Here is a 25502-nt window from a genome sequence, read left to right on the forward strand (position 1 = left end):
CTATTTTTTATTGTTAATGAAAAGCACTGGCGCAAAGATATTAATACCTAGAACCAGTAAATAGGTCAGTTTGAGGGGAATTAATTCCACCTGCATATACATGTAGACAATAGAGAATAGTAGAACTGTGATAAGGATCTTTAGTGCTTCACCTGCATAGAACGACGCCGCAACTAACTTAGTTGCGCGAGCTCCACAAAATAGGAAAGCACACACACAAAAAACCACATTCGCGATGACAAAAATACCGCCACCAACCAATGCAGCAAAACCCCAATCAGGATTAACAGCTAAACCTAACCCTATCGCCACTAATATAACCGCGCTAAGCTCGATCAATAACATTTGCTTTGCAAGCACTCGTCCTGGTCTTGCTAACGCCGCTACCATGTATTCGTTCCTCTTTAAGCCCACTTTACCACTCGCTTAAAAGCGTGCTGAGAAATTGGCGAAAATTATACGTTCAGCCAAATTGATTGCAATAAGAATGCAGCAATCATTTACATTTCTGTATACAAACCGACAACTTTTGTAAGAAATTACTTGTTTATTACATAATTGACCTAAATCAATTATCTCATTTAGTACTCTAGTTTAGCAATAAGTTGCTCTAATTTGTGAGGCTCATCAAGAGTAATTGTCACTTTTGACTTACCGCTAACAGAACGAGTAACTGAAACGTTTGCTTGCAATTTTTCCGTGAGTCTTCGTGAAAGTTCGATGGCCTCAGTGTCTTCGGGCTTCGATTCCGCTTCAACGTCTGGTTTTAAGCACTTTTTGACAAGTTGCTCAGTTTGACGCACGGTCATTTTTTTGGTTGCTGCAGTATTCGCTGCCTCAACCTGGGTAACACCTTCAAGCGCAAGCAGTGCTCGAGCATGCCCCATTTCCAGTTGTTTATTGGAAACTAAACCTTTTACTTCATTTTCGAGCTGATTTAGACGTAATAAGTTACTCACCGTAGCTCTCGATTTACCGATTACATCAGCGACTTGTTGGTGTGTCAGCTCAAATTCGTTCTGTAGTCGCTCTAGCGCTTGTGCTTCTTCGATAACATTCAGATCTTCACGCTGAATATTCTCAATCAACGCCATCGCGATAGCGGCTTTGTCTTCGACTCTCTTGACCAAACACGGCACCTGTTTTAAGCCAGCTTGACGCGCAGCTCTCCAACGGCGCTCACCAGCGATAATCTCATATTGACCATACGCTAAAGGACGCACGACGATAGGTTGAATAATACCTTGAGATTGAATAGATGCGGCCAGCTCTTCTAGCGCTTCTGGCGCCATATCCTTACGCGGTTGATATACACCTGGCTTCAAGCTACCAATAGCAATCTCTGTGAACTCGCCTTCTGCAGACAAAGCCTGACTATGAGAAGCAACTTGTTGTTTTTCACGAGCCAATGAGCTAGTTGCAAGCAATGCATCTAACCCTTTTCCTAAACCACGCTTAGACATTGAGCGAATTCCTTTGGTTAGACCTATACTGGGACTTCTTCACGACGCAACATTTCGCCTGCAAGAGCAAGGTAAGCCTTAGCTCCTGCGGAATATTTGTCGTAGTACATTGCTGGCTTGCCGTGACTCGGGGCTTCTGCCAGACGCACATTTCTAGGGATCACAGTTCGGTAGACTTTGCTACCAAAGTGTTTTTTGAGTTGATCAGATACTTCGTTCGATAAGCGGTTGCGAGGATCGTACATAGTACGCAGAAGACCTTCGATCTTCAGGTTCTCGTTTACAACAGCCGCTAGCTTACTGATGGTATCCATCAATGCAGTCAAACCTTCCAAAGCAAAGTATTCACATTGCATAGGAACCAATACGGAGTCGGCCGCAGCCATCGCGTTGATTGTAAGAAGGTTTAATGAGGGAGGGCAATCAATAAAGATAAAATCATAGTTATTGCGAATGGGTTCGAGTGCATTTTTTAAACGAACTTCACGAGCAAACACTTCCATCAGCTTGATTTCTGCCGCAGTAACATCACCGTTCGCGGCGATGAGGTCATAATTGCCAGATGTACTCCGGCAAACCACCTCATCAAATGGGGTGTCTTCAACCAACAAATCGTAAGCTGTTGCTTCAACTTGATACTTGTCGACACCGCTCGCCATAGTGGCATTACCTTGAGGATCGAGGTCAACAACCAATATCTTGCGTTTTGTTGCCGCCATTGATGCTGCTAAATTAATGCAAGTTGTTGTTTTTCCTACGCCACCCTTCTGGTTGGCAATTGCTACGATTCTACCCACTATGGCCTCGCTGATTATCCCTGACGCGATAAAGTAACTAGATGACGCTCTCCATCAAGCTCTGGCACTTGCAAAGCTTTAATGTCTGTCACTGAACACCATTCAGGTAACAGGTCGATTTCGTCTCTAGGATGTTGTCCCTTAAGAGCCAAAAATACACCGGATTGCTCTTTAGGTAAATGGTGACACCACTCTACCATGTCTGTCATTGACGCAAATGCACGACTGAGCACTGCATCAAACTTTTCTTCTGGTTGAAATTCTTCAACGCGACTTTGAACCGGTACCACGTTGTCGATACCCAGCTCATGAATCACCTGTTTGATAAAACGAATACGCTTACCTAGGCTGTCTAGCAAGTAAAACTCGCAGTCTGGATTCATGATTGAGAGCGGAATCCCAGGAAGACCAGGTCCCGTACCCACATCGATAAAGCGCTTACCTTGTAAGTGAGTGCTAACAATGATGCTATCTAAGATATGTTTCACCATCATTTCTTGTGGGTCACGAACTGATGTTAGGTTATAAGCTTTGTTCCACTTGTTCAGTAACTCAACGTAGCCAACCAACTGGCCACGTTGTTTTTCAGATACTTCAAGTTCAGTCTGGCCAATAAGGTGATCCAGTTTTTCGCGTAATGCGCTCATTATGCTTCCTCACCTTTTTTCAACAGGCCGTGTTTTTTCAAGTAAACCAACAGAATTGAGATTGCTGCAGGTGTGATACCTGAAATTCGCGAAGCAATACCAATTGAGTCAGGCTTAGCTGTCGTTAGTTTAAGAACCACTTCGTTAGAAAGTCCTTTTACCTTGCTGTAATCGATATCAGCAGGCAGTTTGGTGTTTTCATGACGCAGTGATTTTTCAATTTCGTCTTGTTGACGCTGAATGTAACCATCGTACTTCACTTGGATCTCAACTTGCTCAGACGCTTGTTGATCTTCCAGTGCAGGACCAAAACGATCCAATGCGGTTAACTGTGAATAAGTCATTTCAGGGCGACGAAGAAGATCTTCACCGCTCGCTTCACGAGACATTGGTGTTTTCAGAATTTGGTTCAGTTGATCAATATCTTCAGATTTTGGATTAATCCAAGTCTCTTTCAGACGTTGACGCTCCTTCTCCATGTTTTCCATCTTCTCGTTGAAACGAGCCCAACGAGCGTCATCAACAAGGCCAAGTTCACGCGACTTTTCAGTCAAGCGGATATCGGCGTTGTCTTCACGAAGCAGCAGACGGTATTCCGCGCGAGACGTAAACATGCGGTAAGGTTCTTTGGTACCCATGGTAGATAGGTCGTCGATAAGCACGCCCATGTAAGCTTGGTCACGACGTGGACTCCAGCCTTCTTTGCCTTGAGTAAACAAACTTGCATTCAGACCGGCCATCAAGCCTTGTGCAGCCGCTTCTTCATAGCCAGTGGTACCGTTGATTTGACCCGCAAAGAATAGACCTTTGATAAACTTAGTTTCGTAAGTCAGCTTAAGGTCGCGAGGATCAAAGAAATCGTACTCAATCGCATAGCCAGGGCGAACGATATGAGCATTTTCAAAGCCCTTCATCGAACGAACAATTTGAACCTGTACATCAAACGGCAGACTGGTAGAGATACCATTCGGGTATAGCTCGTGAGTCGTTAGACCTTCTGGCTCAATAAAAATTTGGTGACTGTTCTTGTCAGCAAAACGCATTACTTTGTCTTCAATCGAAGGGCAGTAACGAGGGCCAATGCCTTCAATCACACCCGCGTACATAGGGCTGCGATCAAGGTTGGCACGAATTACGTCATGCGTATTTTCATTGGTATGCGTGATGTAACATGGAATTTGACGAGGTTGTTGAGCTCGGCTGCCCATGAACGAGAAAACAGGCGTCGGGTTATCACCGTGCTGAACCTCAAGCTCAGAAAAATCAACGCTACGCGCATCGATACGAGGAGGAGTACCTGTTTTCAGGCGATCAACTCGGAATGGAAGATCACGAAGACGGTCAGCCAGTGCGATCGATGGTGGATCACCAGCACGGCCACCTGAAGAACTTTCCATACCAATATGGATCTTGCCGCCTAGGAATGTGCCCACAGTCAGAACCACAGCGCTTGCGCGGAACTTAAGGCCCATCTGCGTTACCACACCTACCACTTGATCCTGTTCAACGATCAAGTCATCAACCGACTGTTGGAACAAAGTCAGGTTTGGCGTGTTTTCAAGAACGTTACGAACAAAGGCTTTGTACAGTGCGCGGTCAGCTTGTGCACGAGTAGCACGAACCGCAGGGCCTTTTGATGCGTTCAATGTTCTGAACTGAATACCTGCATGATCAATAGCTTGCGCCATTAATCCACCCATTGCATCGACCTCTTTTACCAAGTGGCCCTTACCGATCCCGCCAATGGCTGGGTTACAAGACATTTGTCCTAGTGTATCGATATTATGAGTAAGTAATAACGTACTTTGACCAGTACGTGCAGATGCGAGTGCGGCTTCCGTTCCTGCATGGCCACCACCAACAACGATGACGTCAAATTTTTCGTGATAAAGCATGAACCGACCTCAGGTATTCAAACGTTTTCTAGATTGATAAAAAGGAGCGATATTCTACCTGTTTTCATAGCCTGAGAAAACGTTTTTGGGATTTTTCGAAAAAGCTGTTTTTAATTAATATAGATAAGATCTTTAAGGAGATCTTTTATTAGATCTATTATTAGGATCGAGGGTATCTGTGGATAAGTCGGAAATGATCAACGAGATCATGGATCTTTTTTGGATCAAATGATGTGATCTAACTTTGATCAGGATGAGGATTAGCTGGGATCAAAATGGCTACTTATTCACAGGAGGAAATTAGCCTAAAACTTGTTATTTGGATAACTATAGGTTAATCACCGTATATGTATGATCTTATCCACAGCAGAAATTGAAAATAGATCGCTAATTTTCGATGTTTTTGAAAAAAAGTTATTCACAATCACGATGTTCAGAGACAAAAAAAGCGGCATAAGCCGCTTTTTGAGAGAGGAGAGAGGTTAAAACTGGTCGCTATGATCGTTGAACCAAGCTTCTGCTGCGTCTTCTGGTACCGGAGTTTCCAATACATCGATGGTAAAACAGTCAGAAATAGGCTGAGCACCGAGCTCTTTCATCTGGCTGTGGACTGATTTTCCCGCCAAACAGAAGGTATCGTAACTCGAATCACCAAGCGCCACGACAGCAAAGCGAACCGGGCTTAAATCTGGAGATTGCTGGGTCAATGCGTCGATAAACGGCTTAATATTATCTGGAAATTCACCCGCACCATGAGTTGAAGTCACCAGCAACCAAAAGCCTTGTTGGGGAATATCATCGAATTCAGGCTGATTATGAAGGGTGATCTCGTGGCCTTGCTCTTCAAGAAGATCATTAAGGTGATCGCCAACGTACTCTGCACCACCTAAGGTGCTGCCTGTAATAATGTGGATCATTAAGCTGTCCTTACTAAAGAAAAAGGCCAGCATGAGCCGGCCTTTAAAGGTTATTTACCAATACAGAAAGAGGTGAAGATACGGCCGAGTAGGTCATCGGAACTGAATTCACCAGTAATCTCGTTAAGGTGTTGCTGCGTTATACGCAGTTCTTCTGCCAAGATTTCCCCTGCCATATAGCCTTCGAGCTGTTGCTGGCCAATATCTAGATGCTCAGATGCGCGTTCTAGGGCATCTAAGTGGCGACGACGTGCCATGAAGCCACCTTCATTGCCACCAGCAAAGCCCATGCAATCTTTTAAGTGATTACGTAGTGCATCAACGCCTTGTCCCGTCTTTGCTGATAGTCGAATCAGAGTTGGATCATTAACATGGCAAATCCCGAGATCTTCACCGGTTTGATCGGCTTTGTTACGAATCACGGTCATTCCGATGTTATTCGGCAGACGATCAACGAAATCTGGCCAGATATCTTTCGGGTCGGTTGCATCGGTAGTGGTGCCATCGACCATAAATAAAACGCGATCGGCTTGAGCAATTTCTTCCCAAGCGCGTTCAATACCGATTTTTTCGACTTCATCCGAGGCTTCACGCAGGCCTGCGGTATCAATAATGTGCAGTGGCATACCATCAATATGGATATGTTCACGAAGTACATCACGGGTTGTACCTGCAATATCAGTCACAATCGCGGAGTCTTTACCCGATAATGCATTCAGTAAGCTCGACTTACCGGCATTAGGACGACCTGCAATCACCACCTTCATACCTTCACGCATGATGGCACCTTGATTGGCTTCTTGGCGAACCGCTTCGAGGTTGTCGATGATAGCTTGTAAGTCAGCACTTACTTTACCGTCAGCAAGGAAATCAATCTCTTCTTCTGGGAAGTCGATAGCGGCTTCAACATAGATGCGTAAGTGAATCAGAGAGTCCACCAGCGTATTAATGCGTTTCGAGAACTCACCTTGCAACGATTGCAGAGCTGATTTCGCCGCTTCTTCTGAACTGGCATCAATGAGGTCAGCAATCGCTTCTGCTTGGGTTAAATCCATCTTGTCGTTCAAGAAGGCACGCTCCGAGAACTCACCAGGGCGTGCTGCGCGTAGCCCTGGAATCGCGAGGATGCGCTTGATGAGCATATCCATTACCACAGGGCCACCGTGGCCTTGTAGCTCTAATACGTCTTCACCGGTAAACGAGTGCGGGTTAGGAAAGTAAAGCGCGATGCCTTGGTCTAGCTCTAAACCATCGTGAGATTTAAAAGGGGTGTACTCAGCGTAACGTGGTTTCAGTACTTTGCCGGTAACTTCAAGCGCAACTTGGGCTGCTTGTGGGCCTGAAACGCGAATAATACCGACGCCGCCACGGCCGGGTGCAGTCGCTTGAGCAACAATCGTATCTGTAGTCATAGTTGTGCCTGCTAGCATGTGAAAGCCAAAAAGGGGCGCTCACGATTAATCAATTAGCTGAATTGTAATCAGCTAAAAACAAAAAGGCGACCTTTTGGTCGCCTTTCTTTGTCTCTTTCTATTATCGAACTTACTTAGAATGTAAGCCTTTCTTTTCCAGCGCGCGGTAGATAAGCGTTTGCTGAATCAGAGTTACGATGTTCGATACTAGCCAGTATAGAACCAGACCTGAAGGGAAGAACAGGAAGAAGAATGTGAACATAACCGGCATAAAGGTCATGATCTTCTGCTGCATTGGATCCGTTACAGTTGTCGGGCTCATCTTCTGGATTAGGAACATTGAAGCACCCATCAGAAGTGGCAAGATGTAGTATGGGTCTTGTGCTGAAAGGTCAGTAATCCAACCGAAGAACGGTGAGTGACGCAGTTCAACAGACTCCATTAGTGCCCAGTATAGCGAAATGAAGATAGGCATTTGCAGAAGGATAGGTAAACAGCCACCTAGTGGGTTTACTTTCTCTTTCTTGTAAAGCTCCATCATTTCTTGGCTCATGCGTTGACGGTCGTCGCCGATACGCTCACGCATTGCAGTCAGCTTAGGCTGAAGCATACGCATTTTCGCCATAGACGTGTATTGAGCTTTCGTTAGTGGGTACATAGCACCACGAACGATGAAAGTTAGACAGATGATTGCCAGACCCCAGTTCACAACGATGCCTTGAATGAACGAAAGCAGAGTATGAAGTGGTTTAGCAATGAACCATAACCAACCGTAGTCAACTACTAGGTCTAGGTTAGGTGCAACAGCAGCCATTTGGTCTTGAAGTTTAGGACCAACCCAAAGCGTTGCTTTGAAGTTTGCTTCGTCGCCAGTAGCGATGGTTTTGTTCGGCATGCGAACACCGATGTCGCCAAGGTTACCAATTACACGAGTGTAAAGGTTGCTGCCTGCTTCGTCGCGTGGGATCCATGCACTTGCAAAGTAGTGCTGAATCATCGCTGCCCAACCTTGACCGTTTGCTAGGTTAAGAGACAGGTTGCGATCTTGCATGTCGTCGAAGCTGTATTTTTTGTAACGCGTATCTTCCGTAGAGTAAGCACCACCACGGTAAGTTGGCATTGTTAGGCTACCGCCGTCATCCATTACGTTCTGACGCAGGTGAGCGTACATGCCGAATGTCGCGTTGTTACCAGAGTTGTTGACTACATCGTATTCAACATCCATTGCGTAGCTGCCACGCTTAAGGATGAATGTTTTCGTGTAATCAAGGCCGTTCGCTTGGTAAGTCATCGGGATGCGTAGTTCATCCTGACCATCAGCAAGCGTGAAGCTGTCTGCTGAAACTGTGTAGCTTGGGCGGTTTGTGCTGCTTAAATCGATACCTTGAGGACCCACTAGACCGCTTTGTGCGATAAATTGGTGACCGGGTTCGTTTTTAAGAAGAACAAACGTATCTTCAGAATCGAACTCAGCAGAGTAATCGTTTAGGTTTGCTTTAACGACATCACCACCAACCGTATCAATTGACAGAGTCAGTACATCAGTTGTTACTGTGATAGTTTTAGCAGAAGAAGCAACTTGACCAGGAGCCGGGTCTAGATCATCTGCATAAGATGGCGCTGGTAGGGTGCTGCCAGATTGTGCCTGCTCAACCGCTTGTGGTGCTGGATTCTGAGCTACGTTCCATTGTTGGAACAGTAGGAAAGAAACCAAAGCCAATGCGATTAACAGGATATTACGTTGAGAATCCATCGTTATTTATCTCTGTCTTGTTTTTGGACTGGTGGAACGGGGTCAAAGCCCCCTTCGTTCAAAGGATGGCATTTTAATAGACGTTTGCCTGATAACCAACACCCTTTTACAAAACCGTGAGCTTTCAACGCTTCTATCGCATATAAAGAGCAGGTTGGAGTAAATCGGCAGCGTGGGCCGATGAGTGGACTAATAAACCATCTATAAAAATAGATGGGTATTAGCGCTATCCACGCGAAGGGCGAGACAGGCGAAGCCATAATTTGTCGAGTAGCTTGAACATTTCTTCATTGCTTAAATCTTGCGCGCTCTTCTTAGCGATTACAACAAAATCTTTGTTAGGAAGTTTGTGTTGAGTGTTACGAAAGCTTTCACGAGTAAGACGCTTGAATCGGTTACGACCCACGGCGGTTTTAATCTGCTTTTTCGGAACGGCTAATCCAAGACGAGGATTTGAAAGAGAGTTATTTCGGGCAATGATGGTGAAATGAGGGGAGCCAGCTCGATGAGCTTGCTTGAAGACATTTTGATAATGTTCGGGAGTTAACAAGCGTAACTCCCGACCGAAGGCTAGCTTATTCAAAATAATCAAAGATTACTTAGAAAGACGCTTACGGCCTTTTGCACGACGTGCATTGATTGTTGCGCGACCGTTCTTAGTAGCCATGCGAGCACGGAAACCGTGAGTACGCTTACGCTTTAGAACTGTAGGTTGAAAAGTGCGTTTCATTGTAATTACCTTACTGATCAGTAGTTTTAGGTTTTTGTTAAACCCGGCGTGGGCATTTTTTCTCTTCTTTATATAAGAAAGGAAAACCGACGCCTCTCAACAAAGAGGCGGAATTGTAATCACTGTCACAAAAAGTGTCAATGATTGGGTTAACTAAAATTCCGGTCGGGGGATTATACGTAGAATAACTAAAATCACAAGGATCCTTAGTCGATCCCAACCTTATTTAAGAATTTTTTTAATTTAGGATCCTGTGGATTACCAAAAATATCCTGTGGAGATCCCTGCTCGATAATATGACCGTCAGCCATGAAGATCACTCGGTCTGCGACCTCTCTCGCGAACTGCATTTCATGGGTAACCACCAGCATGGTTTGATGCTGATTTGCCAGTTTTTTCATTAGGTTAAGCACTTCGCCAACCCACTCAGGATCGAGCGCTGAAGTCGGCTCATCAAACAGTAAAAGCTCGGGTTGTAGTGCCATTGCACGGCCAATACCCACCCGTTGTTGCTGGCCACCAGAGAGCGCGGCTGGGTAGCTATCACCTTTGTCACCTAAGCCAATATCATCAAGTATTTGTTGTGCTTTTTCATGGGCTTGCTGTTTTTTCCAACCACGAACGGTAATTAAACCTTCAGCAATATTCTGTCTCGCGGTTTGGTGAGCGAACAGTGCATAGTTTTGGAACACAAAACCGGTCTTACGACGCAGTGCAAGCACCTCTGCCTTAGTGTGTTTCTGAGTATCAACCTTGATATCATCAATCGAAATCGTGCCTTGATCGGCTTGCTCTAGAAAATTCACACAACGCAGTAGGGTAGATTTACCCGTACCACTTGAACCTATGATGACAATTATCTCACCTTGTTTGATTTCTAGGTCGATCCCTTTCAAAACTTCGGTGTCACCAAACTGCTTGTGGATATTTTGTAATTTGATCATCGTACATACGCCTTATTCAGTTTCACTTCGGCCCAAATTTGAATACGAGTGAGGATAACCACCACGCCCCAGTAAATCAGTGCGACTGCTAAGAAAGCCTCGAAGAAGCGGAAACTTGAAGAAGCCTCCATCTGAGCTTTAGCCATGATTTCGGCGACACCTAGGGTGAAGGCAAGTGAAGTCGACTTGATCATATCGATGAAGTAGTTCATCAACGACGGCAGTGCCACGCGAGTTGCTTGCGGTAAGATCACTCGGCGCATCGCTTGGCTGGTTGTCATACCGACCGAAAGGCTGGCTTCCATCTGGCTGCGATCAATACCGATAATCGCGGCACGAATACTTTCTGCCATATACGCGGCAAAGTGCAGGGTTAAGCCAATCACAGCGGCGCTGAAGGCATCCAACCCAACCATCCACGGGAAGACTTGTGGTAAGCCGTAATAAAGGAGGAACAGCTGCACCAACAGTGGTGTGCCTCGGAAGAAGCTAATGTACAGCTGGCTCAGTTGGTCGAGCACTGGGATTTTGAATACACGAATATTCGCCAGTATCAGAGACAGGATCAGAGCAAAGAACAAGCCCCAGGTCGCCATCTCCATCGTGGTGCCTAAATACTTCAGTAGTATTGGCAACAGCTCTAGCATGTAATTAAAGTCAAATCCCATAATCTATCTCGTATTTTTATTGGCAGTGTTGTTCTATATGTAAGTACTGTTGTATCAGGTTTTTTAATCAGTGCACAAAAGCAAAAAGCCCACCGCTGTATAAAGCAGTGGGCCTTGAATGGAGAAAGTGATTAATTACTTCTGAGTAATGTCCGCACCAAACCATTTCTGAGAGATACTTTCTAGCGTACCATCTGCGCGCATTGCTGCTAATGCTTCATTTACTTCTGCTTGCAGTTTTTTGCCGTTATCGTTGTCGACGAAAGGCCAAGCGTTTTCAATTGTTTCGAATGGCTGACCTGCTAGTTGTAATGGTAGACCAGTCTTCTTGATAAGCTCTAGTGCTGATAGGCGATCCATTACGAATGCATCGGCACGACCCAGTGCCACGTCATGTTCAATACCTGTATCGTAGGTTTTTACATTGATCTTGCCATCTTTGTCGTAGCTGCGAAGCAGTTGTTCAAAGTTTGAGCCTAGGTTTACCGCAACCGTCTTGCCATCAAGGTCTTCGATGCCTTTAATGCTGTCATTACCTTTACGAACGGTAATTTGTGCGCCGTCTACTACGTATGGGTCTGCGAATAGGTATTTCGCTTTACGTGCATCCGTCATTGTAATTTGGTTTGAAATGGTATCGATGCGACCCGTTTCAAGAAGACCAAACAGACCAGAGAAGTTTGCCGTTACGTATTCAACCTTGTAATCGTTACGCTTACCGATCTCATCCCATAAATCCACTTCAAAACCCTGTAGCTGGTCTTGTTTAACGAACGTAAACGGGAAATAGCGACCAGACATGCCGACTTTAACTTCAGTCGCAGCTTGAACAGTAGCAGCAGAGAGTGCGATAGCCGCAATTGCAGCCTTAATCCAGTTATTCATTTGGTAACTCCTTATATTTATGGGTTTGGATGTTACTGGGAAAATGCTCACTAGAATAAATAACCAGATGTTATTAACCATAACCAGATTGAATTCCCGATTTGGGGATAACTAGCAAGGATCCGGGCATAAGTGGATCATTGTGTGAGTAAATTAGGGGCAAGATGTGTGGATCCACCGATAAATTACAAATTTATTGTGAATAACTTGGATCTTATTCACTGGATCTGTGATCAATTGCTGGTGATCTGACTTATCAACAGGTAAAATTAGCGGTCATTTCATATTACTTTAAATAGAGTGAGGGCACCGTGTCATCTTCGCTTTGGTTGCAGTGTTTGCAACAGCTTCAAGAAGAGTTACCAGCTACAGAATTCAGTATGTGGGTTCGTCCGTTACAAGCGGAACTCAATGACAATACTCTAACTCTATTTGCACCGAACCGTTTCGTACTCGATTGGGTTCGTGATAAGTATCTAAATAGCATTAACCGTCTGCTGCAAGAATATTGCGGTAACGATATCCCACATCTTCATTTTGAAGTGGGAAGCAAGCGTGTGATTGCACCAAAGCCTGCGACACCGACACCAACTCAGACTCGCACTGCAGCTGATGTGGCCGCTGAGTCATCAGCACCTGCGCAATTACAAGCTCGCAAACCTGTCCATAATATCTGGCGTGATGAAGAGCCTGTCGCGGTTGACTTGAATCACCGCTCAAACGTGAACCCAAAACATAAGTTCAATAACTTTGTTGAAGGTAAGTCGAACCAACTCGGTTTGGCTGCGGCACGTCAGGTTTCTGATAACCCAGGTACAGCCTACAACCCGTTGTTCCTATACGGCGGCACTGGTTTAGGTAAAACGCACTTGTTGCATGCGGTGGGTAACGCCATTGTTGATAATAAGCCGAATGCGAAAGTGGTTTACATGCACTCAGAGCGTTTTGTTCAGGATATGGTAAAGGCTCTGCAAAACAACGCGATCGAAGAATTTAAGCGCTACTACCGTAGTGTTGATGCATTGCTTATCGATGACATCCAATTCTTTGCTAATAAAGAGCGTTCTCAAGAAGAGTTCTTCCATACCTTTAACGCGCTGCTTGAAGGCAATCAACAGATCATCCTAACGTCTGACCGTTATCCAAAAGAGATCAACGGGGTAGAAGATCGTCTTAAATCTCGTTTCGGCTGGGGTTTGACGGTAGCGATTGAGCCACCAGAGCTTGAGACACGTGTTGCGATCTTGATGAAGAAAGCCGAAGACCACCAAATTCACCTTGCGGATGAAGTGGCGTTCTTTATTGCCAAGCGTCTACGCTCTAACGTTCGTGAACTGGAAGGCGCATTGAACCGTGTTATTGCGAATGCAAACTTCACTGGCCGCCCGATCACGATCGACTTCGTGCGTGAAGCACTGCGTGACCTACTTGCACTGCAAGAAAAACTGGTCACTATTGATAACATTCAAAAGACAGTAGCCGAGTACTACAAAATCAAAGTCGCTGATCTATTGTCTAAGCGTCGTTCTCGTTCTGTTGCTCGTCCACGTCAATTGGCGATGGCACTGGCGAAAGAGCTAACAAACCATAGCTTGCCTGAGATTGGCGATGCATTCGGTGGTCGTGACCACACGACGGTACTGCATGCTTGTCGTAAGATTGCTCAGCTGCGTGAAGAGAGCCACGACATTAAAGAAGATTATTCGAACTTGATTCGTACCCTTTCTTCTTAATACACAGTATTCTTAACCTTAATAAGCAGAATCTTGGCCACGTACTATTACGCAGTGCCATTTAGACCGTAAGAGCAAGATATGAAATTTACCATTGAACGTAGTCACCTGATTAAGCCATTACAACAAGTATCTGGCGCACTCGGTGGCAGGCCAACGCTTCCAATTCTAGGAAACCTACTGATTAAAGTAGAAGATAACGTGTTGTCGATGACAGCGACGGATCTAGAAGTTGAACTGATCAGCCGTGTAACGCTTGAAGGTGATTTCGAAGCGGGTAGCATTACCGTACCTTCACGTAAATTCCTAGATATCTGCCGTGGATTGCCAGATAACTCAGTGATCACTGTGGTATTGGATGGTGACCGTATTCAGGTTCGCTCTGGTCGTAGCCGCTTCTCTTTAGCAACATTACCTGCGGCAGATTTTCCAAATATTGAAGACTGGAGCAGTGAAGTTGAAGTGTCAGTGACACAAGCTGAACTTCGCGGTCTTATCGAGAAAACACAATTCTCAATGGCGAACCAAGATGTTCGTTACTACCTCAACGGTATGTTGTTTGAGATTGAAGGCTCTATCCTGCGCAGCGTAGCGACCGATGGTCACCGTATGGCAGTATCTCAAGCACAACTGGGTGCGGATTTTGCTCAGAAGCAGATCATTGTTCCTCGTAAAGGTGTTCAAGAGTTAGTGAAGCTATTGGATGCACCTGAACAGCCAGTAACACTGCAAATTGGTAACTCTAACGTGCGAGCTGAAGTGAACAACTATGTCTTCACTTCTAAGCTGGTTGATGGTCGTTTCCCTGATTATCGCCGCGTAATGCCGCAAAATACCACCAAGACACTTGAAGCTGGCTGTGATGAATTACGTTCAGCATTTTCTCGTGCTGCGATTCTATCGAATGAAAAATTCCGTGGTGTTCGCGTTAACCTTGCGGATAGCGAGATGCGCATTACCGCGAACAACCCAGAGCAAGAAGAAGCAGAAGAAGTACTCGATGTTAACTTCGACGGTGACGCGCTAGAGATTGGCTTCAACGTAAGCTACGTATTGGATGTTCTGAACACACTGCGTTGTGAACAGGTTCGCATCTCAATGTCAGACGCCAATGCGAGTGCTCTTATCGAGAACGCACAAGATGACAGCGCGATGTACGTTGTTATGCCAATTCGCTTATAAGCAGCCCTATGTTGACCTACCGAGTCGTGATTGAAGATTAATATGAAGACGTTATGCCTTTATCGCGCTTAATCGTTAAGCAGTTTAGAAATATTGAAGCCTGTGACATTCAACCGTCATCAGGCTTTAACTTTCTTATAGGGGCTAACGGAAGCGGCAAAACCAGTGTCCTTGAAGCTGTGTATCTGCTCGGACATGGTCGCTCATTCAAGAGTTCACTTACCGGTCGTATCATACAAAACGAGTGTAGTGAGCTGTTTGTACATGGCCGTTTTATGACCTCGGATCAATTTGAGCTGCCAATTGGCATTAATAAGCAGCGCGATGGCACGACAGAGGTTAAAATAAGCGGTCAAACTGGGCAAAAGTTGGCTCAGTTAGCTCAAGTCTTACCTTTGCAGTTGATTCACCCTGAAGGGTTTGATTTACTAACCGATGGACCTAAGCATCGCCGAGCATTCATTGATTGGGGAGTCTTCCACAGTGAGTCGGGCTTTTATGATGCGTGGGGCAGGGTAAAGCGCCTCAATAAGCAGCGAAACGCCTTATTGAAAACGGCAACGCACTATCGAGAGCTGAGCTATTGGGACCAAGAATTGGCCCGTTTAGCAGAAAGCATCAGTCAGTGGCGTGCCACCTACGTTGATCAGCTCAAAGAAGTCGCCGAAGAAATCTGTGCGACCTTCCTTCCTGAGTTTGAGATAAAGATTAACTACTATCGTGGCTGGGACAAAGACACCCCGTACGCCGATATATTAGAAAAGAATTTTGAAAGGGATCAGCAGCTTGGTTACACCTTTAGTGGGCCAAACAAAGCGGATCTGAAGATAAAAGTGAACGGCACTCCAGTGGAAGATGTCTTGTCACGAGGTCAATTGAAGTTGATGGTGTGCGCGCTACGAGTAGCACAAGGGCAACACCTCACTCAAATGACAGGTAAGCAGTGCATCTATTTGATAGATGACTTCGCTTCCGAATTAGATAGCCAACGCCGAGCACGTCTTGCTGAGTGTTTAAAGGCGACCCAGGCTCAAGTTTTTGTAAGCTCTATTACCGCTGATCAGATTGCAGATATGCATGACGAAAATAGCAGGATGTTTCATGTGGAACATGGCAAAATAGAGCAAGGATAATTAGTCAGAGAGTAACTATGTCAGATAATTACGATTCATCGAGTATTAAAGTACTGAAGGGTCTGGATGCGGTACGTAAGCGTCCTGGAATGTACATTGGCGACACGGATGATGGTACCGGTCTGCACCACATGGTTTTTGAGGTGGTAGATAACTCTATTGATGAAGCGCTAGCTGGTCACTGTAATGACATCATTGTAACTATCCATGAAGATAGTTCTGTGTCTGTGAGCGATGACGGCCGTGGTATTCCAACAGAATTGCACCCAGAAGAAAACGTATCTGCAGCCGAAGTAATCATGACGGTTCTTCACGCTGGTGGTAAGTTCGATGATAACTCGTACAAGGTATCTGGTGGTCTGCACGGTGTTGGTGTTTCAGTAGTGAACGCACTTTCTAAGCAAGTTACTCTTACTATCCACCGCGGTGGCAAAATCCACACTCAAACCTACAGCCACGGTGAGCCTCAAGCGCCACTAGCGGTTATCGGTGACACGGATAAAACAGGTACAGAGATTCGTTTCTGGCCGAGTGAAGAAACCTTCACTAACATCGAGTTCCATTACGACATTTTAGCTAAGCGTCTACGTGAGCTATCATTCTTGAACTCAGGTGTATCAATTAAGCTAATTGACGAGCGCGAAGAAGACAAAATGGATCACTTCGAATACGAAGGCGGTATCCAAGCGTTTGTTGAACACCTTAATACTAACAAAACGCCAATCATCCAAAAAATCTTCCACTTTAACTCTGAGCGCGAAGACGGTATTACCGTTGAAGTTGCGATGCAGTGGAATGACGGCTACCAAGAAAACATCTACTGTTTCACCAACAACATCCCTCAACGCGATGGTGGTGCTCACTTAGCAGGTTTCCGTGCGGCGCTAACGCGTACTCTGAACAGCTTCATGGACAAGGAAGGCTTCTCTAAGAAAGCGAAGACTGCGACCTCTGGTGATGATGCTCGTGAAGGTCTGACGGCGATTGTTTCTGTTAAAGTGCCTGATCCTAAGTTCTCAAGCCAAACTAAAGATAAGCTGGTTTCTTCAGAAGTGAAGTCTGCCGTTGAATCTACAATGGGTGAGAAGTTGTCTGAGTTCCTTATTGAGAACCCAGGTGAAGCGAAAACAGTTTGTTCTAAAATTATTGATGCAGCACGTGCTCGTGATGCAGCGCGTAAAGCTCGTGAAATGACTCGTCGTAAAGGCGCATTAGATTTAGCGGGTCTTCCTGGTAAGCTTGCTGACTGTCAGGAAAAAGATCCTGCACTGTCTGAACTATATATTGTGGAAGGAGACTCTGCTGGCGGTTCAGCTAAGCAGGGGCGTAACCGTAAGAACCAAGCAATCCTACCGCTGAAAGGTAAAATCCTTAACGTAGAGAAAGCACGTTTCGATAAAATGCTGTCTTCTCAAGAAGTAGCAACGCTAATCACCGCTCTTGGTTGTGGTATTGGTCGTGACGAATACAACCCAGATAAACTGCGTTACCACAACATCATCATCATGACCGATGCCGATGTCGATGGTTCTCACATCCGTACCCTGCTACTGACGTTCTTCTACCGTCAAATGCCAGAGCTGATTGAACGTGGCTACATCTACATTGCTCAACCGCCACTTTACAAAGTGAAGAAAGGTAAGCAAGAGCAGTACATTAAAGATGAAGATGCGATGAACCAGTATCAAGTATCTTTGGCTTTAGACAACGCAGAACTGCACGTAAACCCTGAAGCGCCAGCATTTGCAGGTGAAGGTTTAGAGAAGCTTGTTCAGCAATACAATGCAGGCATCAAGCTTGTTGATCGTATGAGCCGCCGTTACCCACGCGCATTGGTTCACGAACTGATTTACGTTCCTCGTCTAACGGCCGAGCAGTGTCATGATGACGCGGCAGTTGAAGCTTGGGGTAAGCAGCTTGTTGAACAGCTAAACGCGAAAGAAGTAGGTGCAAGCCAATACAGCCTTGAAGTTGAAAAACACGAAGAGCTAGGCTTAAGCGTTCCTAAGATTGTGGTTCGTACTCATGGTGTGACTCATGAACACCTACTAAGCATCGATCTTATTAACTCTAAAGAGTTTGGTAAGCTAGCGGATCTTTCTGAAGCTCTTGATGGCTTGATTGAAGAAGGCGCTTACATTAAGCGTGGTGAGCGTACTCAAGAAGTTTCTAGCTTCGTTGATGCTCTGAACTGGTTAGTGAAAGAGTCTCGTCGTGGTCTAAGCCTACAGCGATACAAAGGTCTAGGCGAGATGAACCCGGATCAACTTTGGGAAACCACAATGGATCCTGAAACTCGCCGTATGATGCAAGTAACAATTGAAGACGCTGTTGGTGCTGATTTGTTGTTTACGACGCTAATGGGTGACCAAGTTGAACCTCGTCGTAACTTCATCGAAGAGAATGCACTGAAAGTAGCAAACCTAGACGTTTAGTCTCTTTGATACTTCGCTCTTTGGCTTAATTTCTGTGTCAGAGGTGCTCACATACATTCGTATGCTCCGCGCCTCTTCCTTGAACTAAAGCCAAATAGCTTCGTCTCAAAAAACTAAAATCATTTTAAAGCACTATCCTTTGGATGGTGCTTTTTTATGTTTGTAAGATATTGAAAATATTGAGTTGCAAAAATAATTGAAAATAACCCCTTGAAACTATTTTGCTCAATCCATATATCTATTTGTGAAGAGGATGACTGTCTTGCTCTACAAGAGAAGAAACAGAACCTTCATTACCGCTAACGAAGTATCGCTCAATAGAGGATAACTTTGGCAGCACACAACTTAAAAATTGATTCATTGCCATGTCCCAGCGTTGTCGCCAATAGAGGTGAAACCCGAGGAATGCGAATTGAATCTCTTAGCTGTTTACTGGGTCACACACAGGTTAGATCCAAGTAAAATTCGCAGCTAAGACTATTGCTTACTAAAAGGATAGCATTATGAGAACTGTAGATTTCACTCCACTTTACCGCAACGCAATCGGCTTCGATCGTCTATTCAACATGATGGAAGCGAATACATCGAAGAACTCTTCTGGCGGTTACCCTCCATACAACATCGAGCAAAAAGACGAGAACAACTACCGTATTACTATGGCAGTCGCTGGTTTTGCTGATGACCAATTAGATCTGACTCAGAAAGAGAACATGCTAATTGTGAAAGGTGAGCGTAAAGCAGAAGCAGAGAAAACCTTCGTATACCAAGGTATCGCAGAGCGCGATTTCGAGCGTAAATTCCAACTGGCTGACTACGTAAAAGTGGTAGGTGCAAGCATGGAAAATGGTCTTCTTCACATCGACCTCGAACGCGAAATCCCAGAAGCGATGCAACCACGTAAGATTGCTATCAATGGTAATAGTCTACTAGAAGGCTAATTACTGTTAGCTCCTTAGAGCTAAAAAATATCGGGAAGTAAAAGTGAAAGAGCACCTAATGAGGTGCTCTTTTTGTATTTGACCTGCGGTAAGCTAAAAGCTCTTATTACTGCTCTGAGTAAGCCTTTTTCACTTCTTCAGCAATGATAGCAATGCCTTTCTGCATCGCCTCATCATCTTGTACGTAGTTCATGCGTAAGCACTGGTGAGCATGACCCCACTCGTCTTCTTGGCCGATAAAGAAGTATTCACCCGGAACAATCAATACGCCGCGAGCTTTAAGGCGGTCGTACAGTTCCATTGTGGTGATCGGCAGCTCATCAAACCATAGCCATAAGAAGATAGCGCCTTCAGGCTTGTGAATACGGAAGCGAGGGTCGTCGATAGCGTCTTGTAACAGTTCAACTGCACGTAGTGACTTATCTTTATAGAAAGGTTTGATTACCTCGCTACTTAAGCGCAGTAAATCGCCTTTTTCAATCATGTGATTGGCAATTGCAGGGCCAACACTGTTTGGCGCTAAGCTAATGATGCCATTCATGTTGGTCAATGCTTGTGTTACTTCTTCATTCGCAATTACGATACCGCAACGCACACCCGGCAAACCAAGCTTAGAAAGGCTCATGCACAGAATCGTATTTTCATTCCAGAGCGGTTCGACATCTTCAAAGATGATGTTAGGAAACGGCAGGCCGTAAGCATTGTCGATCAGCAGTGGGATGTTGTTTTCACGCGCCAGTTTATCCAGTTTACGCACTTCTTCGTCGGTCAGTACGTTACCCGTTGGGTTGGTTGGACGAGATGCACAGATAGCCGCGACTGAGTCATCAACCTTTAGTTGTTCAAAATCAACGTGGTATTTAAACTGACGGTTTTCTAGCAGTTCGATCTCTGGGTGGTAAGAGATAAAAATATCGTCATCAATACCCGCGTCGCCGTAGCCGATGTATTCCGGTGCGATCGGCAGTAGGATTTTCTTATGTGAGCCGTCAGGCTGTTGGCCTGCTAGCAGGTTGAATAGGTAGAAGAAGCCACTTTGACTGCCATTAGTCAGGCTGATGTTCTTCTCGCTGATGTCCCAACCGTAGGTCTCTTTCAGCATTGCCGCTAACGATTTGATGAAGCTGTCTTTACCCTGCGGACCATCGTAGTTGGCGAGGGCGGCGATGAGTTCTCCACTGGCGAGCATGTCGGCACTGGCTTGGTTAAAGTAATCGAGCATGGCAGGGATAGCGGCTGGGTTGCCACCACCGAGCATGATAGCGCCAGGAGTGCGCAGGCCATCATTCAAATCATCCATTAAACGAGTGATTCCAGAGTATCGATTAAACTTTTCGCCAAACTTAGAGAACTGCATTACTAATTTTACCTAATTCATTGTGATTGCTTGTTACGTGTCATTAAGGCAGACCTTATGTCTGCCATCAGTGTATTCCTTGAACATACCGCAATGTTTTTGCGACGCATAGCGCCAAATGCTCTAACACGTAAAAAACTTCTATAAAGTTTGGTTAATGAGTGACAGCTTGCTTATTGAACGTACCTTTAGCGATAAAAAAAGGAGAAGCCTAAGCTTCCCCTTTAGTTTCTGGTGTTTATGTTAATGAAGGTTTAGTTCGAACCGGTATAAACGACTAATACCTTGTCATCTTGGTATTGGCGTTCGAACGCATAGTAGCCCTTGCTGTTACGGATGATGTGCTTACCCTGAGCAACGGCTGGGTGGCGTTGGCGGAATTGGCCAAGCGCTTGCCAGTGTTCTAGCAGCTCTGCACGTTCGCCAGTGATTTGATCCCAAGGCATGTCTGAGCGTGTGCCTTGCATTGGATCAGACCCCGTTGGGCCAAAGTCTCGGGCGATTTCATCGCCGTAATAGATCTGTACCGCACCGGGAGCCAGCATCAACGCGTTTGCAGCTTTGGTTTGTTTTGCAAAGTCACTGCCATGTTGTGTCCAGAATAGCGAGGTGTCGTGAGACGAAAGGTAACTCAGTACGTTGAACTCGCTGTCGTTGTTGATCTTCTCTGCGTATCGAAGGTAATCAGCATCAAGATCGGATAGGCACTTGAGCGCCTTTGGTGCGATATCACTCTGGAATTCAAAGTTGATGATCGAATCAAATCCGTTAGCGAAGTAATCTGATTTGACCACGCTGTGTGCCCATACTTCGCCAGTCATCCAGAAGGGTAAGTCATCCAAGGCCTTGTCTGGGTTGTTCTGTTTCCACTCGGCAAGTGCCTGGTTGGTGCTCTCTTTCAGTTCTGCCCATGCTTCGAGTTCAACGTGTTTAGCGGTATCGACCCTGAAACCATCGACACCATATTCGCGCACCCAATCCGATAACCAAGTGATTAAATGGTTACGAGGTGTTTTGAGTTCATCGGTCGCGCTGGTGGACTTATTGCGATAGAAATTAGGCAGCCCGATTGTCTCTGTCGACTCTGTTTTGAAATCGGGCAGATGCGCCAAAGACATGGTGAGGTTATTGTAGCCCGGAGAGTCATAGGCGCCGATATCGCTGCGTAGCCAAGCTTTGCCCCACCACTTTTCCCACGCTTCTTTGTCGCTGTAAGAGATGTAGTTGTTGAAGTAGTGCCAGTTCTGACCTTTGGCAGGTTGCCAATCTGTCCAGTTTTCGCCAAGTGTTTGTTTGGCTTCTTCGTCAGTTAGGTTGAGCTTACCAAAATCAAACTCTTGCATGTCGGCAAGCGTCGCATAGCCGGTGTGGTTCATTACCACATCCCAAACAACACGAATGCCTTTGCTATGCGCGGTATCGATGAAGGTTTTTAGCTCGTCTTCGGTGCCCATGTTGTCATCGAGCTTGGTCCAATCTTGATGGTAGTAGCCGTGGTAGCCGTAGTGTTTGAAGTCACCTCGATCACCGCCGCCAACCCAGCCGTGGATTTGCTCTAACGGAGACGTTATCCAGATAGCATTAGCACCGAGTGATTCTATGTAATCGAGTTTTTCGGTTAAGCCTGCCAAGTCACCACCGTGGAAGGTGCCGATTTCGTCTTGTCCATCTTGGCTGCGACCGTAACTGTTGTCGTTATCAGGATTACCATTGTGGAAACGGTCAGTCATTACGAAGTAAACCGTGGCGTTATCCCAACTAAAGTCAGCTTTGGTTTCTGGTTCTACTTTCTCAAGCAGCAGAACACCTTGGCTATTTTCTGCTGGCTGCATGGTGACGCTGCCATTCGTTACTGTGACTTGTTTGCCTGAAAGAGCGTCTCTAACCACGGTGCCATCATCAAAGGTTTGAGCAACGTCGATGATGGTTGGTTCGTCACTAGGAACCGGACAAGCAAAGCTTTGTACTTGTTGTTGCTTCGGCTTTATCTGAACGGTCAGTTCATTGGTTTGTGGGTTGAGCATAAACTGATAGGTGTTAGCGCGAAAGATCTTGATATCTAATTCAGACTTCTCGGCGCAGTCGTCTAGGCGAAGGGGTTTATTGAATTTGATGCGGTTTTCTTCAGCCAGCGCATAGTTGGTGCCACAGGTATTTTGAGTATCGCTGATAGAGAAGGTATAGCTACCTTTCGCGAGTTCCTGTTCTGCAATCACGGTGCCTTTACCGGATGATTCGAATACGACAGTGTCGTTATCAATTGTCAGTAATAGGTTGTTGTCACTGGTTTGGCTGCATGCGCTGAGTGCGAGTATTGAAAGCGCGAGTACTGTTTTTTTCATTGTTCCCTTCCCCTGAATAAACAGGTCAGTTATAGCAAACAATGCCCTCTACAGTCTGAGTGCTGTTTCATTCAGTTAATCAATAAGACCTCTACAAACAAATGCTTGGTTCACAAAAACAAAAAGGGAAGCTTTCGCTTCCCTTTGGGTGTTTACCGTTAATTACTCAGAGTATGACTTAGAGTAATTGTCTCACTTGTGCTTATTTTTGCAGTAGAGAGATGTCAGCAATCTGTAGGAACAGGTTACGTAGGTTGTTCAGTAGCGTTAGACGGTTCTTCTTAAGCGCTTCGTCATCAGCCATAACCATTACGTTATCGAAGAATGCATCAACTGGTTCACGTAGATCAGCAAGCTTGCTTAGGGCTTCTTGGTAGTTACCTGTTGCGAATGCTGGTTCTAGTGCTTCCGTCATTACTTCAACGTTTTCAGCCAGTGCTTTCTCTGCGTCTTCTTGAAGAAGCGTTAGGTCGATTTCAGCTGGTAGCTCGCCATCGAATTTCGCAAGGATATTACCTACACGCTTGTTCGCTGCTGCTAGTGCTTCTGCTGCTTCCAGTTCACGGAAGTGAGAAACCGCTTTAACACGTTGGTCAAAGTCAGCAGGCTTAGTTGGACGACGTGCTAGTACCGCTTGGATGATATCAACGCTGAAACCAGCATCTTGGTACCATGCGCGGAAACGACCTAGCATGAAGTCGATAACGTCAGCTTCTACGTTTTTGTTAGTCAGCTTGTCGCCTAGTAGCTCTTTCGCTTTGCCGATCAGATCGGTTAGGTCTAGGTTGTAGCCGTTTTCAACGATGATACGTAGCACACCTAGAGACGCACGACGAAGTGCAAATGGGTCAGAACCTTTTGGTGCTTGGCCAATACCGAAGATACCTACGATAGTGTCTAGCTTGTCTGCCATTGCTACTGCTGAAGAGATACCAGTGCTTGGTAGATCGTCACCCGCGAAACGAGGCATGTATTGCTCGTAAAGTGCCAGTGCAACTTGCTCGTCTTCACCGTCGTGAGTCGCGTAGTGCATGCCCATCACACCTTGAGTATCCGTAAATTCGAATACCATAGAGGTCATTAGGTCACACTTAGCCAGTAGGCCAGCACGTTTAGACTTTTCAACGTCAGCATCGATTTGCTCAGCAATGTAGCCTGCAAGCTCTGTGATGCGGTCTGTTTTGTCTTTGATAGTACCCAATTGCTTCTGGAAGATAGCCTGGTCTAGTTCAGCAAGACGGTCGATAAGCGGGCGCTTACGGTCTGTGTTGAAGAAGAATTCAGCATCAGCAAGACGTGGGCGTACCACTTTCTCGTTACCTTCGATAACGTGACGAGGCTCTTTAGACTCGATGTTCGATACGAAGATGAAGTTCGGTAGTAGCTTCTTGTTGTCATCGTAAACAGGGAAGTACTTTTGGTCACCCTTCATGGTGTAAACCAAAGCTTCAGAAGGGACTTTTAGGAATTCTTCTTCAAACTTCGCTGTCAGTACTACTGGCCATTCAACCAGAGACGTTACTTCTTCAACAAGGTCATCTTCTAGGTCAGCTGTACCGCCAACCGCAGCTGCCGCTTTTTGCGAATCAGCAAGGATGATCGCTTTACGCGCTTCGTAATCTGCCATTACTTTACCGCGCTCTTCTAGGATCGCAGGGTATTGGTCAGCAGAGTCGATTGTGAACTCTTGTTCGCCCATGAAACGGTGGCCACGGATAGTACGAGCAGATGCTACGCCTAGGATTTCGCCTTCAACAAGCTCATCACCTAGTAGCACTGTCAGTGTTTTTACTGGACGGATAAATTGAATGTCTGAGTTACCCCAGCGCATTGCTTTAGGAATTGGTAGGCCAGCCAGTGCTTTCGCAGCAATGTCCATCACCAATTCTTGAACTGGTTTGCCAGCTACTTCTTGTTTGAAAAGAAGCCACTCGCCTTTGTCTGTTTTCAGACGGTCAGCTTGCTCAACAGTAATACCGTTACCACGAGCCCAACCTTGTGCCGCTTTGGTCGCGTTGCCTTCAGCATCGAATGCCACAGAAACAGCAGGGCCACGTTTCTCAACCACTTTGTCTGCTTGGCCTTCAGCCAGTGCAGTTACTTTAAGTGCTAGACGACGAGGTGCTGCGTACCACTTGATGCCTTCGTGAGAAAGCTCAGCCGTTTTAAGACCTGCTTCAAAGTTAGAAGCAAACGCTTCTGCTAGAGAACGAAGTGCTGTTGGTGGAAGCTCTTCCGTACCCAGTTCAATTAGAAAATTCTTCGCCATGA

Annotated in this window: 23 protein-coding genes; 5 read left to right on the top strand and 18 right to left on the bottom strand. The window is 45.7% G+C overall.

Annotation, left to right across the window (positions count from 1 at the left end; translation table 11 throughout):
* From AB6D93_RS19085 to AB6D93_RS19150, 14 genes are all read right to left on the bottom strand, one after another.
* Complete coding sequence (locus AB6D93_RS19085; protein WP_010433210.1) at window positions 1-390, bottom strand: F0F1 ATP synthase subunit I; 390 nt, start codon at window positions 388-390, stop codon at window positions 1-3.
* Between the two features lie 191 nt (window positions 391-581).
* Window positions 582-1463: a ParB/RepB/Spo0J family partition protein gene (locus tag AB6D93_RS19090; protein ID WP_102331975.1), complete on the bottom strand. Its 882-nt coding sequence runs from the start codon at window positions 1461-1463 to the stop codon at window positions 582-584.
* A gap of 23 nt (window positions 1464-1486) precedes the next feature.
* Window positions 1487-2260: a ParA family protein gene (locus AB6D93_RS19095; protein WP_029235097.1), complete on the bottom strand. Its 774-nt coding sequence runs from the start codon at window positions 2258-2260 to the stop codon at window positions 1487-1489.
* A 14-nt stretch (window positions 2261-2274) separates the two neighbouring features.
* Window positions 2275-2907: a 16S rRNA (guanine(527)-N(7))-methyltransferase RsmG gene (rsmG, locus tag AB6D93_RS19100; RefSeq protein WP_017058801.1), complete on the bottom strand. Its 633-nt coding sequence runs from the start codon at window positions 2905-2907 to the stop codon at window positions 2275-2277.
* Window positions 2907-4802: a tRNA uridine-5-carboxymethylaminomethyl(34) synthesis enzyme MnmG gene (gene mnmG / locus AB6D93_RS19105; RefSeq protein WP_017058802.1), complete on the bottom strand. Its 1896-nt coding sequence runs from the start codon at window positions 4800-4802 to the stop codon at window positions 2907-2909. The genes rsmG and mnmG overlap by 1 nt, the downstream gene beginning before the upstream one ends.
* A gap of 482 nt (window positions 4803-5284) precedes the next feature.
* Window positions 5285-5719, bottom strand: coding sequence for an FMN-binding protein MioC (mioC, locus tag AB6D93_RS19110; protein ID WP_017058804.1), 435 nt, complete (start codon window positions 5717-5719; stop codon window positions 5285-5287).
* A 50-nt stretch (window positions 5720-5769) separates the two neighbouring features.
* The gene (mnmE, locus tag AB6D93_RS19115; protein WP_029235098.1) at window positions 5770-7131 is read right to left on the bottom strand and encodes a tRNA uridine-5-carboxymethylaminomethyl(34) synthesis GTPase MnmE; all 1362 of its coding nucleotides are present in this window, start codon (window positions 7129-7131) and stop codon (window positions 5770-5772) included.
* Window positions 7132-7261: 130 nt separating this feature from the next.
* Window positions 7262-8884: a membrane protein insertase YidC gene (gene yidC, locus AB6D93_RS19120; protein WP_017058806.1), complete on the bottom strand. Its 1623-nt coding sequence runs from the start codon at window positions 8882-8884 to the stop codon at window positions 7262-7264.
* 2 nt (window positions 8885-8886) lie between these two features.
* Window positions 8887-9144, bottom strand: coding sequence for a membrane protein insertion efficiency factor YidD (yidD, locus tag AB6D93_RS19125; RefSeq protein ID WP_004735802.1), 258 nt, complete (start codon window positions 9142-9144; stop codon window positions 8887-8889).
* Entirely contained in the window at window positions 9111-9434 is a 324-nt protein-coding gene (gene rnpA, locus AB6D93_RS19130; protein WP_017055478.1) for a ribonuclease P protein component, read from the bottom strand. Before rnpA ends, yidD begins: the two co-directional genes overlap by 34 nt.
* Before the next feature lie 45 nt (window positions 9435-9479).
* Window positions 9480-9614, bottom strand: a complete 135-nt coding sequence (gene rpmH, locus AB6D93_RS19135; RefSeq protein WP_004735800.1) for a 50S ribosomal protein L34 — start codon at window positions 9612-9614, stop codon at window positions 9480-9482.
* A gap of 206 nt (window positions 9615-9820) precedes the next feature.
* Complete coding sequence (locus tag AB6D93_RS19140; protein WP_017058807.1) at window positions 9821-10558, bottom strand: amino acid ABC transporter ATP-binding protein; 738 nt, start codon at window positions 10556-10558, stop codon at window positions 9821-9823.
* Window positions 10555-11226 carry an amino acid ABC transporter permease gene (locus AB6D93_RS19145; RefSeq protein ID WP_009848134.1) on the bottom strand — a complete coding sequence of 224 codons (672 nt, stop codon included), beginning with the start codon at window positions 11224-11226 and terminating at the stop codon, window positions 10555-10557. Before AB6D93_RS19145 ends, AB6D93_RS19140 begins: the two co-directional genes overlap by 4 nt.
* A 135-nt stretch (window positions 11227-11361) precedes the next feature.
* The gene (locus AB6D93_RS19150; protein WP_009848135.1) at window positions 11362-12111 is read right to left on the bottom strand and encodes an amino acid ABC transporter substrate-binding protein; all 750 of its coding nucleotides are present in this window, start codon (window positions 12109-12111) and stop codon (window positions 11362-11364) included.
* Between the two features lie 311 nt (window positions 12112-12422).
* Between AB6D93_RS19150 and dnaA the strand changes: the two genes are divergently transcribed.
* From dnaA to gyrB, 4 genes are all read left to right on the top strand, one after another.
* Window positions 12423-13844, top strand: coding sequence for a chromosomal replication initiator protein DnaA (gene dnaA, locus AB6D93_RS19155; protein ID WP_017058808.1), 1422 nt, complete (start codon window positions 12423-12425; stop codon window positions 13842-13844).
* 81 nt (window positions 13845-13925) lie between these two features.
* The gene (gene dnaN, locus AB6D93_RS19160) at window positions 13926-15026 is read left to right on the top strand and encodes a DNA polymerase III subunit beta (RefSeq protein WP_017058809.1); all 1101 of its coding nucleotides are present in this window, start codon (window positions 13926-13928) and stop codon (window positions 15024-15026) included.
* Window positions 15027-15079: 53 nt separating this feature from the next.
* Window positions 15080-16159: a DNA replication/repair protein RecF gene (recF, locus tag AB6D93_RS19165; RefSeq protein ID WP_017058810.1), complete on the top strand. Its 1080-nt coding sequence runs from the start codon at window positions 15080-15082 to the stop codon at window positions 16157-16159.
* A 17-nt stretch (window positions 16160-16176) separates the two neighbouring features.
* Window positions 16177-18594, top strand: a complete 2418-nt coding sequence (gyrB, locus tag AB6D93_RS19170) for a DNA topoisomerase (ATP-hydrolyzing) subunit B (protein ID WP_017058811.1) — start codon at window positions 16177-16179, stop codon at window positions 18592-18594.
* A 238-nt stretch (window positions 18595-18832) separates the two neighbouring features.
* On the opposite strand, the gene AB6D93_RS19175 is transcribed toward gyrB, so the two are convergent.
* Window positions 18833-18955, bottom strand: a complete 123-nt coding sequence (locus AB6D93_RS19175) for a hypothetical protein (protein WP_267869012.1) — start codon at window positions 18953-18955, stop codon at window positions 18833-18835.
* Between the two features lie 142 nt (window positions 18956-19097).
* Between AB6D93_RS19175 and AB6D93_RS19180 the strand changes: the two genes are divergently transcribed.
* The gene (locus tag AB6D93_RS19180) at window positions 19098-19532 is read left to right on the top strand and encodes an Hsp20 family protein (protein ID WP_009848140.1); all 435 of its coding nucleotides are present in this window, start codon (window positions 19098-19100) and stop codon (window positions 19530-19532) included.
* A gap of 106 nt (window positions 19533-19638) precedes the next feature.
* Here AB6D93_RS19180 and AB6D93_RS19185 read toward each other — a convergent pair whose 3' ends face one another.
* The 3 genes from AB6D93_RS19185 to glyS form a co-directional block, all read right to left on the bottom strand.
* Window positions 19639-20889, bottom strand: coding sequence for a valine--pyruvate transaminase (locus tag AB6D93_RS19185; protein ID WP_102331976.1), 1251 nt, complete (start codon window positions 20887-20889; stop codon window positions 19639-19641).
* Window positions 20890-21143: 254 nt separating this feature from the next.
* Entirely contained in the window at window positions 21144-23231 is a 2088-nt protein-coding gene (locus AB6D93_RS19190; protein WP_017058813.1) for an alpha-amylase, read from the bottom strand.
* Window positions 23232-23433: 202 nt separating this feature from the next.
* A complete protein-coding gene (gene glyS, locus AB6D93_RS19195) occupies window positions 23434-25500 on the bottom strand; it encodes a glycine--tRNA ligase subunit beta (RefSeq protein WP_017058814.1) in 2067 nt (688 codons plus the stop codon).
* Window positions 25501-25502: the final 2 nt, after the last annotated feature.

It is taken from the genome of Vibrio sp. 10N.247.310.23 (assembly GCF_041467155.1).
GTDB lineage: Bacteria > Pseudomonadota > Gammaproteobacteria > Enterobacterales > Vibrionaceae > Vibrio > Vibrio crassostreae_C.

Coding starts and splice junctions, on each gene's coding strand:
- AB6D93_RS19190 (WP_017058813.1), bottom strand. CDS start 23,231: ATGAAAAAAACAGTACTCGCGCTTTCAATACTCGCACTCAGCGCATGC.
- AB6D93_RS19090 (WP_102331975.1), bottom strand. CDS start 1,463: ATGTCTAAGCGTGGTTTAGGAAAAGGGTTAGATGCATTGCTTGCAACT.
- mioC (WP_017058804.1), bottom strand. CDS start 5,719: ATGATCCACATTATTACAGGCAGCACCTTAGGTGGTGCAGAGTACGTT.
- rsmG (WP_017058801.1), bottom strand. CDS start 2,907: ATGAGCGCATTACGCGAAAAACTGGATCACCTTATTGGCCAGACTGAA.
- AB6D93_RS19180 (WP_009848140.1), top strand. CDS start 19,098: ATGAGAACTGTAGATTTCACTCCACTTTACCGCAACGCAATCGGCTTC.
- mnmE (WP_029235098.1), bottom strand. CDS start 7,131: ATGACTACAGATACGATTGTTGCTCAAGCGACTGCACCCGGCCGTGGC.
- AB6D93_RS19150 (WP_009848135.1), bottom strand. CDS start 12,111: ATGAATAACTGGATTAAGGCTGCAATTGCGGCTATCGCACTCTCTGCT.
- dnaN (WP_017058809.1), top strand. CDS start 13,926: ATGAAATTTACCATTGAACGTAGTCACCTGATTAAGCCATTACAACAA.
- yidD (WP_004735802.1), bottom strand. CDS start 9,144: ATGGCTTCGCCTGTCTCGCCCTTCGCGTGGATAGCGCTAATACCCATC.
- AB6D93_RS19085 (WP_010433210.1), bottom strand. CDS start 390: ATGGTAGCGGCGTTAGCAAGACCAGGACGAGTGCTTGCAAAGCAAATG.
- AB6D93_RS19185 (WP_102331976.1), bottom strand. CDS start 20,889: ATGCAGTTCTCTAAGTTTGGCGAAAAGTTTAATCGATACTCTGGAATC.
- recF (WP_017058810.1), top strand. CDS start 15,080: ATGCCTTTATCGCGCTTAATCGTTAAGCAGTTTAGAAATATTGAAGCC.
- AB6D93_RS19145 (WP_009848134.1), bottom strand. CDS start 11,226: ATGGGATTTGACTTTAATTACATGCTAGAGCTGTTGCCAATACTACTG.
- gyrB (WP_017058811.1), top strand. CDS start 16,177: ATGTCAGATAATTACGATTCATCGAGTATTAAAGTACTGAAGGGTCTG.
- rpmH (WP_004735800.1), bottom strand. CDS start 9,614: ATGAAACGCACTTTTCAACCTACAGTTCTAAAGCGTAAGCGTACTCAC.
- yidC (WP_017058806.1), bottom strand. CDS start 8,884: ATGGATTCTCAACGTAATATCCTGTTAATCGCATTGGCTTTGGTTTCT.
- AB6D93_RS19175 (WP_267869012.1), bottom strand. CDS start 18,955: ATGAATCAATTTTTAAGTTGTGTGCTGCCAAAGTTATCCTCTATTGAG.
- mnmG (WP_017058802.1), bottom strand. CDS start 4,802: ATGCTTTATCACGAAAAATTTGACGTCATCGTTGTTGGTGGTGGCCAT.
- AB6D93_RS19140 (WP_017058807.1), bottom strand. CDS start 10,558: ATGATCAAATTACAAAATATCCACAAGCAGTTTGGTGACACCGAAGTT.
- glyS (WP_017058814.1), bottom strand. CDS start 25,500: ATGGCGAAGAATTTTCTAATTGAACTGGGTACGGAAGAGCTTCCACCA.